Consider the following 16,943-nt stretch of genomic DNA (forward strand, 5'->3'; position numbering starts at 1 on the left):
GTGCCGAACGACCACCGGAAGACCGCCCGCCGTCCCCTCGCCCTCGTCCTCGCCGCCACGGGCTGCTGTGCCGCGCTCGCCGGCTGCGGGGCCTCCGCGGACCCGGCCGGGCCGCCGTCCGGGAAGGGCCCGGAGCAGTCGGCGACGCGGAGCGCCCCGCAGCCGGGCCGCACCCCCTCCGCCCCCGCCGCCTCGGTGCCGGAGAACCGTTCCCTCGCCGGGCGGACCGTCGTCGTCGACCCCGGTCACAACCCCGGCAACTTCCGGCACTCCAAGGAGATCAACCAGAAGGTGGACATCGGGACGAACCGCAAGGAGTGCGACACCACGGGCACGTCGACGAACGACGGGTACACCGAGGCCTCCTTCACCCTGGACGTCTCCCACCGGCTGCGGGACCTGCTCACCGCGCGCGGGGCGACGGTGGTGTTCACCCACGACGCGGACCGCCCCTGGGGCCCGTGCGTCGACGAGCGGGCGCGGATCGGCAACGGGGCGCGCGCCGACGCCGTCGTCTCCGTCCACGCGGACGGCTCGGCCGCCGGGCACCGCGGATTCCATGTGATCCTCCCCGCACGCGTGCGGGAGGGCGCCGCCGACACCGCGAGGATCGTCGGCCCCTCCCGTGAACTGGGCGAACGGATCGCGGACCGGTTCGCCCGCGCCACCGGCACCGCGCCCGCCAACTACCTCGGCGGGGGCACGGGGTTGGACGTACGGGACGATCTCGGCGGACTCAATCTCTCAACCGTGCCCAAGGTGTTCGTCGAATGCGGCAATATGCGTGATCCGGAGGACGCGCAGCTCCTCGCGTCGGCGGTGTGGCGGCAGAAGGCGGCGCAGGGGATCGCGGACGGCATCGCCACCTACCTCCGGGGGTAGAACCGGCGGGCGATAGATTCTCCGTACCGGGGGGCCGCCCCCCTGCCATGATCCCGAGCGCCACCCCGTCGCGACGACGACCGACGCGACGACGACCCGACGAAGGACTTCTCACGTGAATATCCGCTCCCTCACCCGAGGCGATGGCGTGCTGATCGGCGCAGCGGTGGTGCTGTTCATCGCCTCGTTCCTCGGCATTTCGAGCTGCGACGGCCCGGCGTCGATCTGCGACCAGATCGACAGCCCGAACTCGTGGGAGGCGTCGCCGCTCGGCTGGGGCTCCTTCTTCCTGGGCATCGTCGGCGCCGCCCTCGTCGTCGCCTCCCGCGCCCTGCCGCAGCAGCGCAAGGTGGCGGGGCTGGAGCTCGGTCAGGTCGGTGCCGCGTTCACCATCGCCTCCGCGTGGACCCTGCTCATGTGGATCTTCGAGGCGACCAACGCCGGCGCCGGTCTGATCCTCGGCCTGATCGCCTCCCTGGTCCTCGCCGCCGCCGCGGTCGCCGGTCCGCTCGTCCCGGCCCTCCAGGCCCCGCTGGTGGGCGCGCCGCGTCCGCAGACCCCGCAGCCGTACGGCATGCAGCCGGGCCAGCCCGGCCCGCAGGGCGTCCCCGGCGGCTACGGCTACCCGGGCGCGCAGCAGCAGCCGTACGGGGGCGCGCACGACGCCTCGCACGGTGCCGGCCACCCGTTCGGCGCGCAGGCCCCCGCCCCGCAGCCCCAGCCGCAGGCCCCGAAGCAGCCGGAGCCGCAGCAGGCCCCGGCGCAGCCCGCCTCGGACTTCGCCCCGTTCTGGTTCGCGGTCCCGGTCGCCCGTCCGCTGTACGCGGAGGACGGCGGACAGGCCCCGATCGCCGAGCTGGCGCCCGGCACCTGGTACCTGGCGGTCGAGCAGCGCGGCCAGGCCCTGGTGGCGCAGACGCAGGACGGGCGCCGCGGCGTCCTCCAGGACACCACCGGCATCCAGCGCGGCTGACCGGTCCCGCACACGGCGACGGCCCCCGTCCGGATCCTCGGTCCGGACGGGGGCCGTCGCCGTTCCCCGGGGGCTCAGCCCCCGAGCTGGGACGTGCTGGGCACCTGGTCCTCGACCTCCGCGCCCGCGCTCCGCCCCGCCTCCTTGACGCCGTTGATCACGCTCTCGAAGGCGCCGACGTCCCCCTCGCCCACCTCGCCCTTGCGGAACTTGGTGCCGAGGTCCTTGAGCGAGTCGATCCCGGCGGTGAGCGGCGCGACCGCCTTGGAGAGCAGCGGGTCGCCCTTGGCGTTCTCCGCCGCCGCCTTGAGCCGGTTGTAGGCGAAGGCGCCCGCGAGACCGGCCTTCACCACGGCGAAGGTGCGCCCGTCGGCGCCCTTCTTGAACGTGCCCGCCCGGTACGGCTTCACGATCCACTGGTACGTGGCGCCCGCGGCCAGGCCGGCGTTGGCGACGAACCGGGTCTTGGCCAGCTTCTGCCGCTCGGCGCTGCCCGACGGGGCCGGGGACGCCGAGGGGTTCGCGGAGGCGCTCGCGGACCGCCCCCCGTCGTCCCCGCCGCAGGCGGCGGTGGTCAGCAGCAGGGCGCAGCACAGCGGCGGCGCCACGGCTGCGCGGGCAAGGGTTCCGGGCACGGCGGGACCTCCCTGGGGGCTGTGGCGCCAGCCTCGCCCCGGGCCCGTACGGGCGCCACCGGGGCGACTCCGTACGGGTGCCGGTCCCCCGTCTCAGGGCGCGGGGTCCCCGCAGCAGTCCGGTTCCAGACCGGACGGGAGGCGCTCGCCGCCGAAGACGGCGACCGTGGCCTCCTCGCCGCCGAGCGCGGCCACCGCGAGCAGCAGGGACCCGGCGGTCCAGCTCGTCTGCTCCTCGGGCCACATCGTCCGGTCGGCGTCCGTGTCGCCCTCGAAGACGTACCCCGTCCAGTACATGCCGTTCGCGGCCCGCAGGTGCTGGATGTCCTGGAGGATCGTGAGGGCCCGGTCGGACTCCCCCACCGCCCAGAGGGCGAGGGCGAGTTCGCAGCTCTCGCCGCCGGTGACCCACGGGTTGGGGACCACGCAGCGGACGCCGAGGCCGGGCACGACGAACGCGTCCCAGGACGCGTCGATCCGGGCCCGCGCCTCCTCGCCGGTGACGGCGCCGCCGAGGACCGGGTAGTACCAGTCCATCGAGTAGCGGGACTTGTCGAGGAAGCGCTCGGGGTGGCGGCGGATCGCGTGGCCGAGGGCCCCGGCCGCCAGCTCCCAGTCCGGCTGCGGCTCCTCGCGGGCCTCGGCGACGGCGAGGGCGCAGCGCAGGGCCTGGTGGATCGAGGAGCTGCCGGTGAGGAGGGCGTCGGCGACGGGCTCGCCGGACGGCTCGCGCTTCCAGCCGATCTGGCCGCCGGCCTGCTGGAGTCCGAGGACGAACTCGACGGCCGCGTAGACGACGGGCCACATCCGGTCGAGGAAGGCGTCGTCGCCGGTGGACAGGTGGTGGTGCCAGACGCCGACCGCCACGTACGCGACGAAGTTGGACTCGCGGCTCCGGTCGGTGACCCGCTCCGGGTCGCCGTCGTGGTAGGCGGCGTACCAGGAGCCGTCGGCGTTCTGGTGCCGGGCGAGCCACTCGTAGGCGCGGGCGGCGGCGGCGTGCTCGCCGGCCGCGTCCAGGGCCATCGCCGCCTCGATGTGGTCCCAGGGGTCGAGGTGGTGGCCGCGGAACCAGGGGATCGCGCCGTCCTCGCGCTGGACGGCGAGTATCCCGGCGACGGTCTCGGCGGCCTGCTCGGCGGTGAGCACCCCGGGCAGGACGAGGTGCTCGGCGATCCGCTCGGGGCTCGTCACTCGGCATCGGCCTTCGGGAGGTGCGGCTTGGTGGCGTAGGCCACGAAGCTCTTGCCGACGACCGGGTTGAGGAGCTGCTCGGCGACCCGGGTCAGGGCGGGCTTCTTCATGATGTCCCAGACCAGGAGCTTGTGGTACGCCCGGACCGGCAGCGCCTTGTCGTTGTCCACGCCGAAAGCGCACTTGAGCCACCAGTACGGCGAGTGCAGCGCGTGCGCGTGGTGGGTGCCGTACGGCCTGAGGCCGGCCTGCCGGATCCTGCCGAGGAGCTCGTCGGCCTTGTAGATGCGGATGTGGCCGCCCTCGACCTCGTGGTACTCGTCGGAGAGCGCCCAGCAGACCTTCTCGGGGCCGTAGCGGGGGACGGTGATCGCGATCCGGCCGCCCGGCTTGAGGACGCGGACCATCTCGGCGAGGACGCCCTTGTCGTCCGGGATGTGCTCCATGACCTCGGAGATGATGACGACGTCGAAGGACTCGTCGGGGAAGGGCAGGTTGAGGGCGTCGCCCTCCATCGCGGTCGCGGTGGCGCCGGCCGGGGCCTCCCCGGCCTCCTTCATGGCCGCGAACCACTTGGCGACCTCGCGGATCTCCTCGGCGTTCTGGTCGAGGGCCACGACCCGGGCGCCGCGCCGGTAGCACTCGAAGGCGTGCCGGCCCGCACCGCAGCCCAGGTCGAGCACGCGGTCGCCGGGGGCGAGCGGGAAGCGGGTGAAGTCGACGGTCAGCACGAGGGCCTGCCTTCGCGGTCGGGACGGGGGCGGTGCGGGTGGAGGTCGTTCGGTCGGTGCGGGCGCACGGTGGTCATCCGCGGGCGGGCGGGGAGGCGGCGCCCCGGCGGGCGATCGCCTCGCGGTACAGCTCGGCCGTGCCCAGGGCCGCGCGGGCCCAGGTGAAGCGCTCCAGGACCCGCTCCCGTCCGGCGGCGCCGAGCCGGGCGCGCAGGTCGGGGTCGCCGAGGACCCGGCCGAGGGCGGCGGCGAGCGCGCCGGCGTCGCCGGGCGGCACCGCGAGGCAGGTCTCGCCGTCGGGACCCGCGACCTCGGGGATGGCGCCGCCCGTGGTGGCGACGAGCGGGGTGCCGGTGGCCATGGCCTCGGCGGCGGGCAGCGAGAACCCCTCGTACAGCGAGGGCACGCAGGAGACCTGGGCGGAGCGGACGAGGTCGACGAGCTCGGCGTCGCTGATGCCCTTGACGAACTCGACGGCGCCTTCGAGGCCGTACCGCTCGATGGCCCGGGCCACGGGGCCGTCCTCGGCGCGCTTGCCGACGACGACGAGGTGCGCGTCGGGGTTCTCGGTGCGGAGCTTGGCGAGCGCCTCGATCAGGTGGATCAGGCCCTTGAGCGGGACGTCGGCGCTGGAGGTGGTGACGATCCGGCCGGGGACCTCGGCGACCGAGGGGTCCGGGGACCAGAGGTCGGTGTCGGCGCCGATGTGGACGACGCGGATGCGGTCCTCGCGCACGCCGAGGTGCTCGACGATCTCCTGGCGGGAGGTGCCGGAGACGGTGAGCACGGACGGCAGGCGGCGGGCGACCCGCTTCTGCATGGCGGTGAAGGCGTACCAGCGGCGGACCGAGAGGCGGCGCTTCCAGCCGTCGGCGGCGTCGAGTTCGAGGCCGCGGTCGACGGTGATGGGGTGGTGGATCGTGGTGACGAGGGGCGCGCCGAGCGCGCGCGGGCCGCCGAGGAGTCCGTACCCGAGGGTCTGGTTGTCGTGGACGACGTCGAAGTCGCCGCGGCGGGCGGCGAGCATGCGGCGGGCCCGCAGGGAGAAGGTGAGCGGCTCGGGGAAGCCGCCGGTCCACATGGTGGCGACTTCCAGGGCGTCGATCCAGTCGCGGTACTCGTCGCGCTTCGGGGTCCGGAAGGGGTCCGGGGAGCGGTAGAGGTCGAGGCTGGCGATCTCGGTGAGCGGCACGCCCTCGTCGAGCGTGGGGTACGGCTGGGAGCCGATGACCTCGACGGTGTGGCCGAGGCGGGCGAGCTCGCGGGAGAGGTGCCGGACGTAGACGCCCTGGCCCCCGCAGAAGGGGTTCCCCTTGTACGTGAGGAGAGCGATCCGCAACGTGGGGGTCCCCCCTGTTCGGGCACGGCCGAGAACCCGGGGGACGTCACCGGGGTCGGTGACGGCCTGTCGGGGGCCTGCCTGTACGGCCTCGGCGGTCATGCGCGGCCCCCTTCGAGCGTGCGTTTCGCCGGAGCGTAACCGCTGGCGTTAATCTAGAACAAGTTACAGACTCGGCCGTCGTCAGGTCGTCCGGGAAGGACAGAATCTACCGGCAGGTAGCGCCGCGGTGAGATCCGGAGCGGGTGATTCGCGCCACGGCGGGGCCGCCGCCATACTGTCGCTCCCCACCGCACGGAACGGGACCCCATGACCGCAGACAGCAGGGCGGACCACGCCGCCGCCGCGCCCCTCACGGAGCGCCAGGAGGCGCGGCGGCGCCGCATCCTGGACGCCAGCGCGCGGCTCGCGTCGCGGGGCGGGTTCGACGCCGTGCAGATGCGGGAGGTGGCCGAGGAGGCGGGCGTGGCCCTGGGCACGCTGTACCGCTACTTCCCGTCGAAGATCCACCTGCTCGTCGCGGTGATGCAGGACCAGCTCCGGCACCTGCACACGACGCTGCGCAAGCGGCCCCCGGCGGGCGCGGACCCGGCGGAACGGGTCGCGGAGACCCTGATGCGGGCCTTCCGGGCGCTCCAGCGGGAACCGCAGCTCGCCGACGCGATGGTGCGGGCGCTGATCTTCGCGGACCGCGGGGCGAGCGCCGAGGTGGACGAGGTCTCCCGGCTGACGACCGCGATCATCCTGGACGCGATGGGGACCGGGCACCCGACGCCGGCCCAGCGCTCGGCGGTCCGGGTGATCGAGCACACCTGGCACTCGGCCCTGATCACCTGGCTGTCGGGCCGCTCCTCGATCGCACAGGTGAAGATCGACATCGAGACGGTGTGCGGGCTGATCGGGGCGGGGGCGGCTGCCCGCTGAGGGCGGGTCCCCGGGCCGGGCTCCCGGGGCCTCCGGGCGCGTCCCGCACGGACGGCGGGGCGCACCCGGTCCCGGGTCAGGACTTCTTGTTCCCGTCGTTGTCGGCCTTGATGGCCGCCTCGCACTCCGGACCGGCGTCGGTGGCGACGAACATCACCAGCTTCAGCGGGCCGGCGGAGTGGTTGCTGGCCTGGAGCTGCCAGGTGCCGTGGGCCAGGGCCTTGATCTCCGAGCCGTCCTGCTCGAAGGTCCGCGTCTCCTTCCAGCCGCCGCCCGTCAGGGTGCCGACCGTGTCCGCGAAGGACTTCTTCGGGTCCGCGGCCTTCTCCGCGTCGGCCGTCCAGGTGACCATGCACCCCTTGAGCCCGTCCGGCACCGCCTCGCCGGAGGAGTCCTGCGTGAAGCCGGCCCCCGTCGCCGCGTCGCCGATCGCCCTGCTCACGGCCGCCGCGTCCAGCTTCGCGCCGTCCCCGCCGCCGGCCCCCGAACCGCCCGTGGCGGCCGAACCCGCCGAGGACGAGCCGCCCTTGTCCGCACCGCCCTCGCCGCCGCAGCCGGCGACCAGCAGCACCGCACCGGCGGCCGCGACCGCGGCCACCCACTTCGCCTTGCGCACAACACTCCCCGTGGACACGCACGGAGGCCCGTCGCCCCCGTGACCGAGGGCATAGTTTTGCACGCGGGAACGACAACTCCGGCCGTCCGGAAGGCCGTACGTCCGGTACGGCCCGACCGGGCCCGGCGGACGGCGGACCCGACGGCGCGAGGGACGGTGTGAGCCGCCTCGCACCTCGGTGAACAGGGAGTACGGGCCGGTACAGTAAGCAGGTCGTCATCATGCCCGTACGGGGGGAAACCGGTGGAAATCCGGTACTGACCCGCAGCCGTGCACCGCCTTCTCCCCGAAGGCGGCAAGTCGGAATGCCCCGGACGGGACGTGACCGCCGGCACCGTCGAGGAATACGGAGCCGGAGCCCGGTGCCCGAGGCGTGCCGTGCCCGGCCGCAGGAGAGGGCCCCATGAACACCGTCCGCCGCGCCGCCGCGCTCACCGCCGCCGTCGCCGTACTCGGCACCGGAGCAGCCGGGCAGGCCGCCGCCGCCCCCTCCCCGACCCCCACCGCCGGAAACCTCCCGGCCGGTCTGTACGGCACGAAGGACCCGACCTACGACGGCGTCTGGCGCCAGTCGCTCTCCTTCCTCGCCCAGCGCGCCACCGGCTACCAGCCCGCCGACCAGGCCGTGGAGTGGCTCCTCGGCCAGCAGTGCGCCGACGGCGCCTTCCCCGCCTACCGCGCGGACGCCGCCGAGCCCTGCGACGCGAAGACCATGCGGGACACCAACGCCACCGCCGCCGCCGTCCAGGCGCTCGCCGCCGTGCGCCGCCAGAGCGCCGCCCCCGAGAAGGCCGACCAGGCCGTCAAGGCCGGCACCGACTGGCTGAAGTCCGTGCAGAACAAGGACGGCGGCTGGGGCTACAGCGCCGGCGGCGCCAGCGACGCCAACTCCACCTCCGTCGTCGTCGGCGCCCTCGCCGCGACCGGCGTGCGCCCCGTCGACCTCACCTCCGCCGAGGGCCGCTCCCCCTACGACGCGCTCCTCTCCTTCGCGCTGCCCTGCACGGACAAGGAGGGTCCCGGCGCCTTCGCGTACCAGCCCGACAAGACCGGGAAGCTGTTCGCCAACGCCGACGCCACCGCCGCCGCCGCGCTCGCCGGGCTCGGCAAGAGCATGGTCGCCACCAAGGCCTCCCCCGACCAGGCCCCCACCTGCACCGACCTGTCGAAGCCGACCTCCGAGCGGGCCGCCCTGAACGGCGCCTCCTACCTGGCGAAGACCCTCGCGAAGACCCACCACCTCGTCCAGCCGCCGATGCCGGGCGCCACCGACACCGCCGAGCGGCCCGACTTCGGCAACACCGCCGACGCCGTCGTCGCGCTCTCCGCCGCCGGCGCCTCCAAGGAGGCCATGCCCGCCCTGGAATGGCTGGAGAAGAACTCCGCCTCCTGGGCGAAGGAGAGCGGCCCGGCCGCCTACGCCCAGCTGATCCTGGCCGCCCGCGCGACGGAGACCGACCCGCGCAAGTTCGGCCCGGTCGACCTCGTCGAGCAGCTCAACGCCGCGGGGCCCGCGCCCAAGAGCCCCGACACCTCCGCCTCCTCCACCACCGACGAGGAGGACTCCGGCTTCGACATCTGGTGGATCATCGGCATCGGCACGGTCGTCGGCGTCGGCATCGGCTTCCTCCTGAGCGGCCGCAAGAAGTGACCGCCACCGCCGTCAGGACCACCGCCAGGGTCGCGGGCGCGGCGGCCGGGGCGCTGCTGACCCTCGCCGGGGTCGCGGCCGCCCCGGCGCACGCCGCCGGCTACCGCTACTGGGCGTACTGGGAGAGCGACGGCGGCAAGCCCTGGGCCTACGCCACGCAGGGCCCGGCGACCGCCCGGCCCGCCGACGGCGACGCGGTCGGCTTCCGCTTCGCGGTCAGCAAGGAGGCCGACGACACCGCCAGACCCACCGCCGCCCCGGACTTCGCCCGGATCTGCGGGGACGCGGCGGCGAAGGACGGCACGAAGCGGGTCGCGGTCGTCGTCGACTTCGGCGGCCCGGCCGACGCCCCGCCCGGCGAGGCCCCGCCGACGAAGCGGATCGCCACCGGCTGCGCGCAGCTCCGCCCCGACGCGACCGGCGCGGAGGCGCTCGCCGCCGTGGTGAAGCCGCTGCGGTACGGCAGCGGGGCCATGCTGTGCGGGATCGCGGGCTATCCGGCGCGGGGCTGCGGCGAGGAGGTCGCCGGGGAGCCCACGGCCGCGCCCACGGCCTCCCCCGCCGCCGCGGAGAAGCGGGACGGCGACGACGGCGGCCCGTCCGTCGGCGTGCTCGTCGGCGGGGCGGCCGTCCTCGCGCTCGGCGGGGCGGCGGTCTGGAAGGCCCGCCGCCGCGGATGAGCACCGCCCCCGCCCCCGGCAGGCTCCGCGGCGCGCTCGACGCCCTCTCGGCCCCCGTCGCGACCCGGTCCAACGCCCTGCACGCGGGGGCGTGGTGGCTGTGGGCGCTCGGCCTGGCCGTCGCCGCCTCCCGCACCACCAACCCGCTGCTGCTCGGCCTGATCGTCGGCGTCGCGGGCTACGTCGTCGCGGCTCGCCGCACGGACGCGCCCTGGGCCCGCTCGTACGGCGCGTTCGTGAAGCTGGGCCTGTTCGTCGTGGCCCTGCGCGTCCTCTTCTCGCTCCTCCTGGGCTCCCCGATCCCGGGCACGCACCTCCTCTTCACCCTGCCCGAGGTGCCGCTGCCCGACTGGGCGCAGGGGGTGCGGATCGGCGGCCGGGTGACGGCCGAGCAACTGCTGTTCGCGGTGTACGACGGCGCCAAGCTGGCGACCCTGCTGATCTGCGTGGGCGCCGCGAACGCGCTCGCCAACCCGGCGCGGCTGCTCAAGTCGCTGCCGGGGGCGCTCTACGAGGCGGGGGTCGCCGTCGTCGTGGCGATGACCTTCGCGCCGAACATGGTCGCCGACGTGGTCCGGCTGCGGACCGCCCGCCGGCTGCGGGGCCGCACCACGGGCGGGGTCCGGGCGGTCCTCCAGATCGGCCTGCCGGTCCTGGAGGGAGCCCTCGAACGCTCGATCGCGGTGGCGGCGTCTATGGACGCGCGGGGCTACGGGCGCACGGCCCGCGTCCCGGCCTCCGTGCGCCGCACGACCGACGTCCTGACCCTCGGCGGGCTCCTCGGCATCTGCGCCGGCTCGTACGGGCTGCTCGCGGCGGAGGGCGCGGGGTACGGCCTCCCGCTGCTCGGCGCCGGGCTCCTCGCCGCCGTCGCCGGGCTCCGGCTCGGCGGGCGCCGGACCGTACGGACCCGGTACCGGCCCGACCGCTGGGGCGCCCGGTCCTGGCTGGTGGCGGGGTCCGGGGTGGCGGTCGCGGTCCTGATGATCCGCGCGAACGCGTACGCCCCGGAGGCCCTGCACCCGGGGGTCGTCCCCCTGACAGCCCCGGAGCTGCCGCTGCCGCCCGCGCTGTCGGTCCTGGTGGGCCTGGTGCCGGCGTTCGTGGCCCCCGTACCCGAGGAGAACCCGTGATCCGCTTCGAGAACGTCTCGGTGAGGTACGAGGAGGACGCCGAGCCCACGCTCCGGAACCTCGACCTCACCGTCCCGGAGGGCGAGCTGGTCCTCCTGGTCGGCCCCTCGGGCGTCGGCAAGTCGACCCTCCTGAACGCGGTCTCGGGCCTGGTCCCCCACTTCACGGGCGGCACGCTGACCGGCCGGGTGACCGTCGACGGCCGGGACACCCGCACGCATCCGCCGCGCGAGCTGGCGGACGTGGTGGGCACGGTGGGCCAGGACCCGTCGGCCCACTTCGTCACCGACACGGTCGAGGACGAGCTCGCGTACGGGATGGAGTCCCTGGGGCTCGCGCCCGGCGTCATGCGGCGCCGGGTCGAGGAGACCCTCGACCTCCTCGGCCTCGCCGAACTCCGCGACCGCCCGATCGCGACGCTCTCCGGCGGGCAGCGCCAGCGGGTCGCGATCGGCTCCGTCCTCACCCCGCACCCCAAGGTCCTCGTCCTCGACGAGCCGACCTCCGCGCTCGACCCGTCGGCGGCGGAGGACGTCCTCGCGGTCCTCCAGCGCCTGGTCCACGACCTCGGCACGACGGTCCTCCTCGCCGAGCACCGCCTCGAACGCGTCGTCCAGTACGCGGACCAGGTCCTCCTCCTCCCGGAGGCGGTCATGGGTCCGCCGTCCGCGGTCATGTCCGTCTCCCCCGTCCACCCCCCGGTGGTCGCCCTGGGCCGCCTGGCGGGCTGGACCCCGCTCCCCCTGACCGTCCGGGACGCGAGGCGGAGGGCGGGGGGCCTGAAGGAGCGCCTGGAGCCCTTGATCGGCGCGGGTGTCCCTGCGGGGCCCCTCCCCCACCCCGCCCCTTCCCGAAACCAGGGGCTCCGCCCCCGGACCCCCGGTCCTCAAACGCCGGACGGGCTGAATACGGCACACATCGGAGACGCCCAGCCCCACGGACGCACGGGGGCCGAGAGCCCCATCCCAGCCCCGCCGGCGTCTGAGGCACGGGGGCCCGGGGGCGGAGCCCCCGTGGGCCCGGGGCCGGGGCGCGAAAACCCCGTGGGCCCGGGGCCGGGGCACAAAACCCCCGTAAGCCCGGGGCCGGGGCACAAAACCCCCGTAAGCCCGGGGCCGGGGCACAAAACCCCCGTAAGCCCGGGGCCGGGGCACGAAGCCCCCGTGGGCCCGGGGCCCGGGGGCGGAGCCCCCGTAAAGCGGGGTTCCAGGGGCGCAGCCCCTGTGGTCTCGGGGTCCGGGGGCTCCGCCCCCGGTTTCGGGAAGGGGCGGGGTGGGGGCTTCTCCCTCTTCTCCCGACGCCGAGCGCGACAAGGCGACGCACCCCCCACCACCCCCCTCGTCCTCACCGACTCCCTCCACGTCCGCCGCGCCCGCGTAGAAGCCCTCCGCAAGGTCGACCTCCGCGTCGACCCCGGCGAGACCGTCGCCCTCATGGGACGGAACGGCGCCGGGAAGTCGACCCTCCTGGCCGCCCTCGTCGGCATGATCGCCCCCACCTCCGGCACCGTCCGGATCGCGGGCCGGACCCCGCACGCCACCGACCCGCGCGAGCTGATCCGGCAGGTCGGCCTGGTACCGCAGGAGCCGAGGGACCTGCTGTACGCGGACACCGTCGCCGCCGAGTGCGCGGCGGCCGACGCGGACGCGGGCGCGGAGGACGGGACCTGCCGGGCCCTGGTGTCCGAGCTGCTGCCGGGCGTCGCGGACGACACGCACCCCCGGGACCTGTCCGAGGGCCAGCGGCTCGCCCTCGCCCTGGCCGTCGTCCTGACCGGCCGCCCGCCGCTGCTCCTCCTGGACGAGCCGACCCGGGGCCTGGACTACGCGGCCAAGGCCCGCCTGGTCGAGCACCTGCGGGGCCTCGCGGAGGCCGGGCACGCGATCGTGCTCGCCACGCACGACGTGGAGCTGGCGGCCGAGCTGGCGCACCGGGTGGTGATCCTCGCGGACGGCGAGGTGGTCGCGGACGGCCCGACGGCCGAGGTCGTGGTCTCCTCGCCCGCGTTCTCGCCGCAGGTGGCCAAGGTCCTGGCCCCGCAACCGTGGCTCACGGTCGAGCAGGTGGAACGGGCGCTGGCGGGACGGGGGGCGGCGGAATGAGCGCCCGCCCCCTCCGCCTGGGTCCCCGCTCGATCGCCGCCCTCGCCCTCGTCTCCCTGATCGGGATCGCCGCCTTCTGCTGGCCCCTGTTCGCGGACGCCGGCTCCGCGGTCACGTCGCACGCCGGTGACGCCCCGTGGCTGTTCGCGGCCCTGCTGCCCCTGCTCGTCGCGGTGGTGGTGGCGACGATCGCGGACTCGGGCATGGACGCGAAGGCGGTCGCGATGCTGGGGGTGCTCGCCGCCGTGGGCGCGGCGCTGCGCCCGCTGGGGGCGGGGACGGCCGGCCTGGAGCCGATGTTCTTCCTGATGGTGCTGAGCGGCCGGGTCCTGGGCCCGGGCTTCGGCTTCGTCCTCGGCGCGGTGACCATGTTCGCGTCCGCGCTGCTCACGGGCGGTGTGGGTCCCTGGATGCCGTTCCAGATGCTGTCGATGGGCTGGTTCACGATGGGCGCCGGGCTGCTGCCGGGGCAGCGGACGCTCCGGGGCCGGGCCGAGCTGCTGATGCTCTCCGCGTACGGCTTCGCGGCGGCGTTCGCGTACGGCACGGTCATGAACCTCCAGGGCTGGGTCCTGCTCCAGGGTCTGAGCAGCGGGATCTCCTTCCAGCCGGGCGCCCCGCTCCACGAGAACCTGGTCCGCTTCCTCGCGTACGTCACCGCCACCTCCCTCGGCTGGGACCTCGGCCGGGCCGTGCTCACCGTCGTCCTCACGCTCACGGTCGGCGCCACCCTCCTGAGGGCGCTGCGGAGGGCGACGAGACGGGCGAACTTCGAGGCCCAGGTCACATTCGAGGACCCGGAAGGGGCCTCCGCGAGTGAGGCGGCCCACAGGACCTAGGTCACGTACGAGCCGGAATAGTAGCCGTACGGAACCGCCCAAAGCCCCACTCAAACCCCGATAACCTGCGTAAACGCACCCCGTCCGGCCCCCGGGACGTTCCTCCCGGGTCCGAAGCTTCCTCGTACGAGGGGTCGTTGCATCGGCGTTCCGGCCCTGCTTCTCTGGTGGACGTCGCCAGGCAGCAGGTGCTCACCGCAGCGCCTCGGGCCGGCCGGTCCCCCAGGTTCCCGGGTCTTCCGGGCCCTGGTTCCGGCTTGCCGGAAACGCCCGGCGCGGCCTCTGTCCCCGAAGTTAGGTAGAAACCTTGATCCGCTCGCTCACCACTCGTGTCGCCGCCCGCAAGAAGACCTTCGCCGCCTCCGCAGCCGTGCTGCTGGGCGCGTCGGGCGCGGTGCTCGGCACGACGGGCTCGGCCTCGGCCGCCAGCCCGCAGGATGTCGCGCGACAGATCGTTCCCGCCTCGCAGTACGCGTCCTTCAGCAAGATCGTGGCCCACGAGTCCGGCTGGAACCACAAGGCCACCAACTCCTCCAGCGGCGCCTACGGCCTGGTCCAGGCCCTGCCGGCCTCGAAGATGTCCTCGGCCGGCTCCGACTGGAAGACCAACCCCGCCACCCAGATCAAGTGGGGTCTCGACTACATGAACGAGCGCTACGGCTCCCCGAACGCCGCCTGGGCGTTCTGGCAGGCCAACGGCTGGTACTAAGAGTCCCGCCACCGCGCAGCGCGCACCACGCAAGGCCCCGCCCTCCTCACGGAGGAGCGGGGCCTGCGGCGTTCCCGGAGGCCCCGTCCGGGGAACCGGACCTTCCCTCCGCGCGTCCAAGCCGCCATGCGGGGGACACACAGCATCCTGATCGGAAGAATCCTGACGGCCTTCGTCGCGCTGCTCGCGCTCCAGGCCGTTTCGCTCGTCGCGCCGGCGTACGCCTGCGGGTGCGGCGCCATGGTCCCGGACCCGTCGCGCCGGATCGGCGTCGACCGCGAGGAGTCGGCCGTCCGCTGGGACGGGCGCACCGAGACGATCGTGATGCGCTTCCGCGTGCACGGGGACGCCGAGCGGGCGGCCTGGATCATGCCGGTGCCGGGCCGGGCCGACGTCTCCCTCGGCGACCCGGAGCTGTTCGACGAGATCGCCCGGCTCACCGAGCCCGAGCGGCGCGACCGCTTCCACTTCTGGCCGCGCGAGGACGACTGGCCGTTCGACACCGACCGCGTCGACGGCGCCGGGGCCGCGCCCGGCGCGGGCACCGGCGTCGGCGTCGTCGGCCGCGAGCGGCTCGGCCCCTTCGACGTGGCCCGGCTGACCGCCGCCGACCCGGACGCGCTCGGCGACTGGCTGCGCGCGAACGGCTTCGACCTGCCCGACCGGCTCACCGGCGCGCTCCGGCCGTACGTCGAGCGGAAGTGGGAGTACGTCGCGGTCCGCCTCGCGCCCGAGGAGAAGGGCACCGTCCTGCGGGGCGAGCTGACCCCGCTGCGCATCGCCTTCGCCTCGCCCGAGCCGGTCTACCCGATGCGGCTCTCGCGGCTGGCGAAGACGCCCCAGACCCTCGGTCTGTCCGTCCTCTCCGACCACCGGATGGAGCCCCGTTCCGCCATCGGCGGCGACCGGCCCGAGGTGACCTTCGCGGGGCGGATCGAGCGGCCCGGGGGCGCCGTGGCCGCGCTCGCGGGCGACCGGCCGGTCCATCTGACCGTCCTGGAGCAGGAGTTCCCGAACCCGGAGCGGATCGACGACGACCACCACCTGCGGCGGGTCGCCGACATCCCGTACCGGCAAGTGATCCGCACCGACCGGCTGCTGACCGTCGCCGGCGGCGTTCCCGTCTGGCTCCTGACGGTGGGCGGCGGCCCGCTGCTCGTGGCGGGCGCGGCGATCGCGGCCGTCCGGGCGTCGCGGCGCCGCCCGAACCCGGCGGGGGCGGGTGTACGTTCGGCCGCATGACCAACCCTCAATGGACGGACGTCGACCACTACTTCACCGAACTGCTCGCCCCGGGCGACGAGGCGCTGTCCGGCGCGCTCGCCGCCTCGACGGCGGCCGGCCTGCCGGAGATCGCCGTCGCCCCCAACCAGGGCAAGCTGCTCCACCTCCTGGCCCGGGTGCAGGGCGCCCGGAGCATCCTGGAGATCGGCACGCTCGGCGGCTACAGCACGATCTGGCTGGCCCGCGCGCTGCCCGCCGACGGACGCCTGATCACCCTGGAGCACGACCCGGCCCACGCCGACGTCGCCCGCTCCAACATCGCCCGCGCAGGGCTCGACGGGATCGTCGAGGTCCGAACGGGCGCGGCCTTGGACAGCCTGCCGAAGCTGGAGGCGGAGGGCGCGGGCCCGTTCGACCTGGTCTTCGTCGACGCGGACAAGGCGAACAACCCGCGCTACGTGGAGTGGGCCCTGAAGCTCTCGCGGCCGGGCACGGTGATCGTCGTCGACAACGTGGTGCGGGGCGGGAGGATCGCCGCCGAGCACCCGGACGACCCGGCGATCACCGGCACTCGCGAGATGTTCGACCTGGTCGCCCGCGAACCGCGCCTGGACGCGACCGCGTTCCAGACGGTCGGCACGAAGGGCTACGACGGGCTGCTGGTGGCCCGCGTGACGGACTAGGGCGTGTCCTCGGCCGTCACGATGCGTTCGACCGCGGCCGTCACCAGGCGTTCGCGCTCCGCCTCCGTGAAAACGTCCGGCAGGGTGAGCTGTTCGACGATCAGCCAGTTCAGCGCCAGGATGAGCAGCTTGACGGCCATGGCGTCGCCGGGGAGGCCGGACTCCTCGTGATAGGCGATGTTGGCGTCCACGTCGGCCCGGACGCGCTCGGTGAGGACCTCGCGCAGTGCGGGCCGGCGGGTGGCTTCGAGGCGGAGTTCGAGGAGCGCCAGGTAGCCGGTGCGGAAGGAGGAGACGCGGCCGACCAGCTCGCGCATCAGCTCGACGTACGTCTCCCGGTCGCGGGCGGCCGTCCGGTGGCGGGCGACGGTGGCCTCGTCGGGCCGGAGCCGCTCGTAGACCCGGGCACCGGCCTGGGTGAACAGGTCGTCGCGGCTGGCGAAGTAGTTGGACGCGGTGCCGACGGGGACGCCGGCCTCGGTGTCCACGGCCCGGAAGGTCATGCCGCGCGCGCCCTCCCGGGCGAGCACCTCGATCGCCGCGTCGACGAGGGCCGCGCGCCGCTGGTCGTTCCGTCTCACCATTGACCGCTCCAGGCGTAGCACCGGGCCCAAACCACTCCGGGCAG

17 protein-coding genes and 1 riboswitch are annotated in these 16,943 nt (G+C 74.8%); of the genes, 11 read left to right on the forward strand and 6 right to left on the reverse strand.

All coding sequences use genetic code 11. From position 1 onward, the window contains the following. Together ACIQKA_RS08465 and ACIQKA_RS08470 are read left to right on the forward strand one after the other, a co-directional pair. Positions 1-882, forward strand: a complete 882-nt coding sequence (locus ACIQKA_RS08465) for an N-acetylmuramoyl-L-alanine amidase (protein ID WP_383440820.1) — start codon at positions 1-3, stop codon at positions 880-882. 115 nt (positions 883-997) lie between these two features. Beyond that, a complete protein-coding gene (locus ACIQKA_RS08470) occupies positions 998-1,855 on the forward strand; it encodes a DUF5336 domain-containing protein (RefSeq protein ID WP_383151293.1) in 858 nt (285 codons plus the stop codon). A 74-nt stretch (positions 1,856-1,929) separates the two neighbouring features. Here the strand turns inward: ACIQKA_RS08470 and ACIQKA_RS08475 are convergent, their stop codons facing one another. From ACIQKA_RS08475 to ACIQKA_RS08490, 4 genes are all read right to left on the reverse strand, one after another. Next, the gene (locus ACIQKA_RS08475; RefSeq protein ID WP_383151292.1) at positions 1,930-2,490 is read right to left on the reverse strand and encodes a hypothetical protein; all 561 of its coding nucleotides are present in this window, start codon (positions 2,488-2,490) and stop codon (positions 1,930-1,932) included. A 93-nt stretch (positions 2,491-2,583) separates the two neighbouring features. Further along, positions 2,584-3,684 (reverse strand): prenyltransferase, encoded by a 1,101-nt coding sequence (locus ACIQKA_RS08480; RefSeq protein ID WP_402540461.1) that lies wholly within the window; start codon positions 3,682-3,684, stop codon positions 2,584-2,586. Beyond that, a complete protein-coding gene (locus ACIQKA_RS08485) occupies positions 3,681-4,415 on the reverse strand; it encodes a class I SAM-dependent methyltransferase (RefSeq protein WP_383151289.1) in 735 nt (244 codons plus the stop codon). Before ACIQKA_RS08485 ends, ACIQKA_RS08480 begins: the two co-directional genes overlap by 4 nt. A 73-nt stretch (positions 4,416-4,488) precedes the next feature. Then, the gene (locus ACIQKA_RS08490) at positions 4,489-5,856 is read right to left on the reverse strand and encodes a glycosyltransferase family 4 protein (protein WP_383151288.1); all 1,368 of its coding nucleotides are present in this window, start codon (positions 5,854-5,856) and stop codon (positions 4,489-4,491) included. A 207-nt stretch (positions 5,857-6,063) separates the two neighbouring features. Between ACIQKA_RS08490 and ACIQKA_RS08495 the strand changes: the two genes are divergently transcribed. Beyond that, a complete protein-coding gene (locus ACIQKA_RS08495; RefSeq protein WP_383151287.1) occupies positions 6,064-6,678 on the forward strand; it encodes a TetR family transcriptional regulator in 615 nt (204 codons plus the stop codon). Positions 6,679-6,754: 76 nt separating this feature from the next. Here the strand turns inward: ACIQKA_RS08495 and ACIQKA_RS08500 are convergent, their stop codons facing one another. Beyond that, entirely contained in the window at positions 6,755-7,294 is a 540-nt protein-coding gene (locus ACIQKA_RS08500; RefSeq protein WP_391092908.1) for a hypothetical protein, read from the reverse strand. 233 nt (positions 7,295-7,527) lie between these two features. Next, positions 7,528-7,605: riboswitch (cobalamin riboswitch) on the forward strand. Positions 7,606-7,697: 92 nt separating this feature from the next. Between ACIQKA_RS08500 and ACIQKA_RS08505 the strand changes: the two genes are divergently transcribed. The 8 genes from ACIQKA_RS08505 (at position 7,698) to ACIQKA_RS08540 (ending at position 16,315) form a co-directional block, all read left to right on the forward strand. Beyond that, a complete protein-coding gene (locus ACIQKA_RS08505) occupies positions 7,698-8,945 on the forward strand; it encodes a prenyltransferase/squalene oxidase repeat-containing protein (RefSeq protein WP_383440814.1) in 1,248 nt (415 codons plus the stop codon). Beyond that, positions 8,942-9,625, forward strand: coding sequence for an SCO2322 family protein (locus ACIQKA_RS08510; RefSeq protein ID WP_391092905.1), 684 nt, complete (start codon positions 8,942-8,944; stop codon positions 9,623-9,625). Before ACIQKA_RS08505 ends, ACIQKA_RS08510 begins: the two co-directional genes overlap by 4 nt. Continuing rightward, on the forward strand, positions 9,622-10,758 hold the full coding sequence (locus tag ACIQKA_RS08515) for an energy-coupling factor transporter transmembrane component T (protein WP_383151281.1): 1,137 nt from the start codon (positions 9,622-9,624) through the stop codon (positions 10,756-10,758). Before ACIQKA_RS08510 ends, ACIQKA_RS08515 begins: the two co-directional genes overlap by 4 nt. After that, positions 10,755-12,860, forward strand: a complete 2,106-nt coding sequence (locus ACIQKA_RS08520) for an ABC transporter ATP-binding protein (RefSeq protein ID WP_402540466.1) — start codon at positions 10,755-10,757, stop codon at positions 12,858-12,860. Before ACIQKA_RS08515 ends, ACIQKA_RS08520 begins: the two co-directional genes overlap by 4 nt. Continuing rightward, on the forward strand, positions 12,857-13,699 hold the full coding sequence (locus ACIQKA_RS08525; RefSeq protein WP_383438115.1) for an ECF transporter S component: 843 nt from the start codon (positions 12,857-12,859) through the stop codon (positions 13,697-13,699). The genes ACIQKA_RS08520 and ACIQKA_RS08525 overlap by 4 nt, the downstream gene beginning before the upstream one ends. Before the next feature lie 307 nt (positions 13,700-14,006). After that, complete coding sequence (locus ACIQKA_RS08530; protein WP_366375643.1) at positions 14,007-14,408, forward strand: transglycosylase SLT domain-containing protein; 402 nt, start codon at positions 14,007-14,009, stop codon at positions 14,406-14,408. 126 nt (positions 14,409-14,534) lie between these two features. Further along, positions 14,535-15,650: a DUF2330 domain-containing protein gene (locus ACIQKA_RS08535; RefSeq protein WP_402540468.1), complete on the forward strand. Its 1,116-nt coding sequence runs from the start codon at positions 14,535-14,537 to the stop codon at positions 15,648-15,650. Then, positions 15,647-16,315 (forward strand): O-methyltransferase, encoded by a 669-nt coding sequence (locus tag ACIQKA_RS08540; RefSeq protein ID WP_383151277.1) that lies wholly within the window; start codon positions 15,647-15,649, stop codon positions 16,313-16,315. The genes ACIQKA_RS08535 and ACIQKA_RS08540 overlap by 4 nt, the downstream gene beginning before the upstream one ends. Here ACIQKA_RS08540 and ACIQKA_RS08545 read toward each other — a convergent pair. Continuing rightward, positions 16,312-16,899 carry a TetR/AcrR family transcriptional regulator gene (locus ACIQKA_RS08545; protein WP_390105816.1) on the reverse strand — a complete coding sequence of 196 codons (588 nt, stop codon included), beginning with the start codon at positions 16,897-16,899 and terminating at the stop codon, positions 16,312-16,314. The two genes, ACIQKA_RS08540 and ACIQKA_RS08545, sit on opposite strands and share 4 nt — an antisense overlap. Positions 16,900-16,943 lie beyond the last annotated feature (44 nt).

The sequence above is a fragment of the Streptomyces sp. NPDC092045 genome, from assembly GCF_044756005.1.
GTDB lineage: Bacteria > Actinomycetota > Actinomycetes > Streptomycetales > Streptomycetaceae > Streptomyces.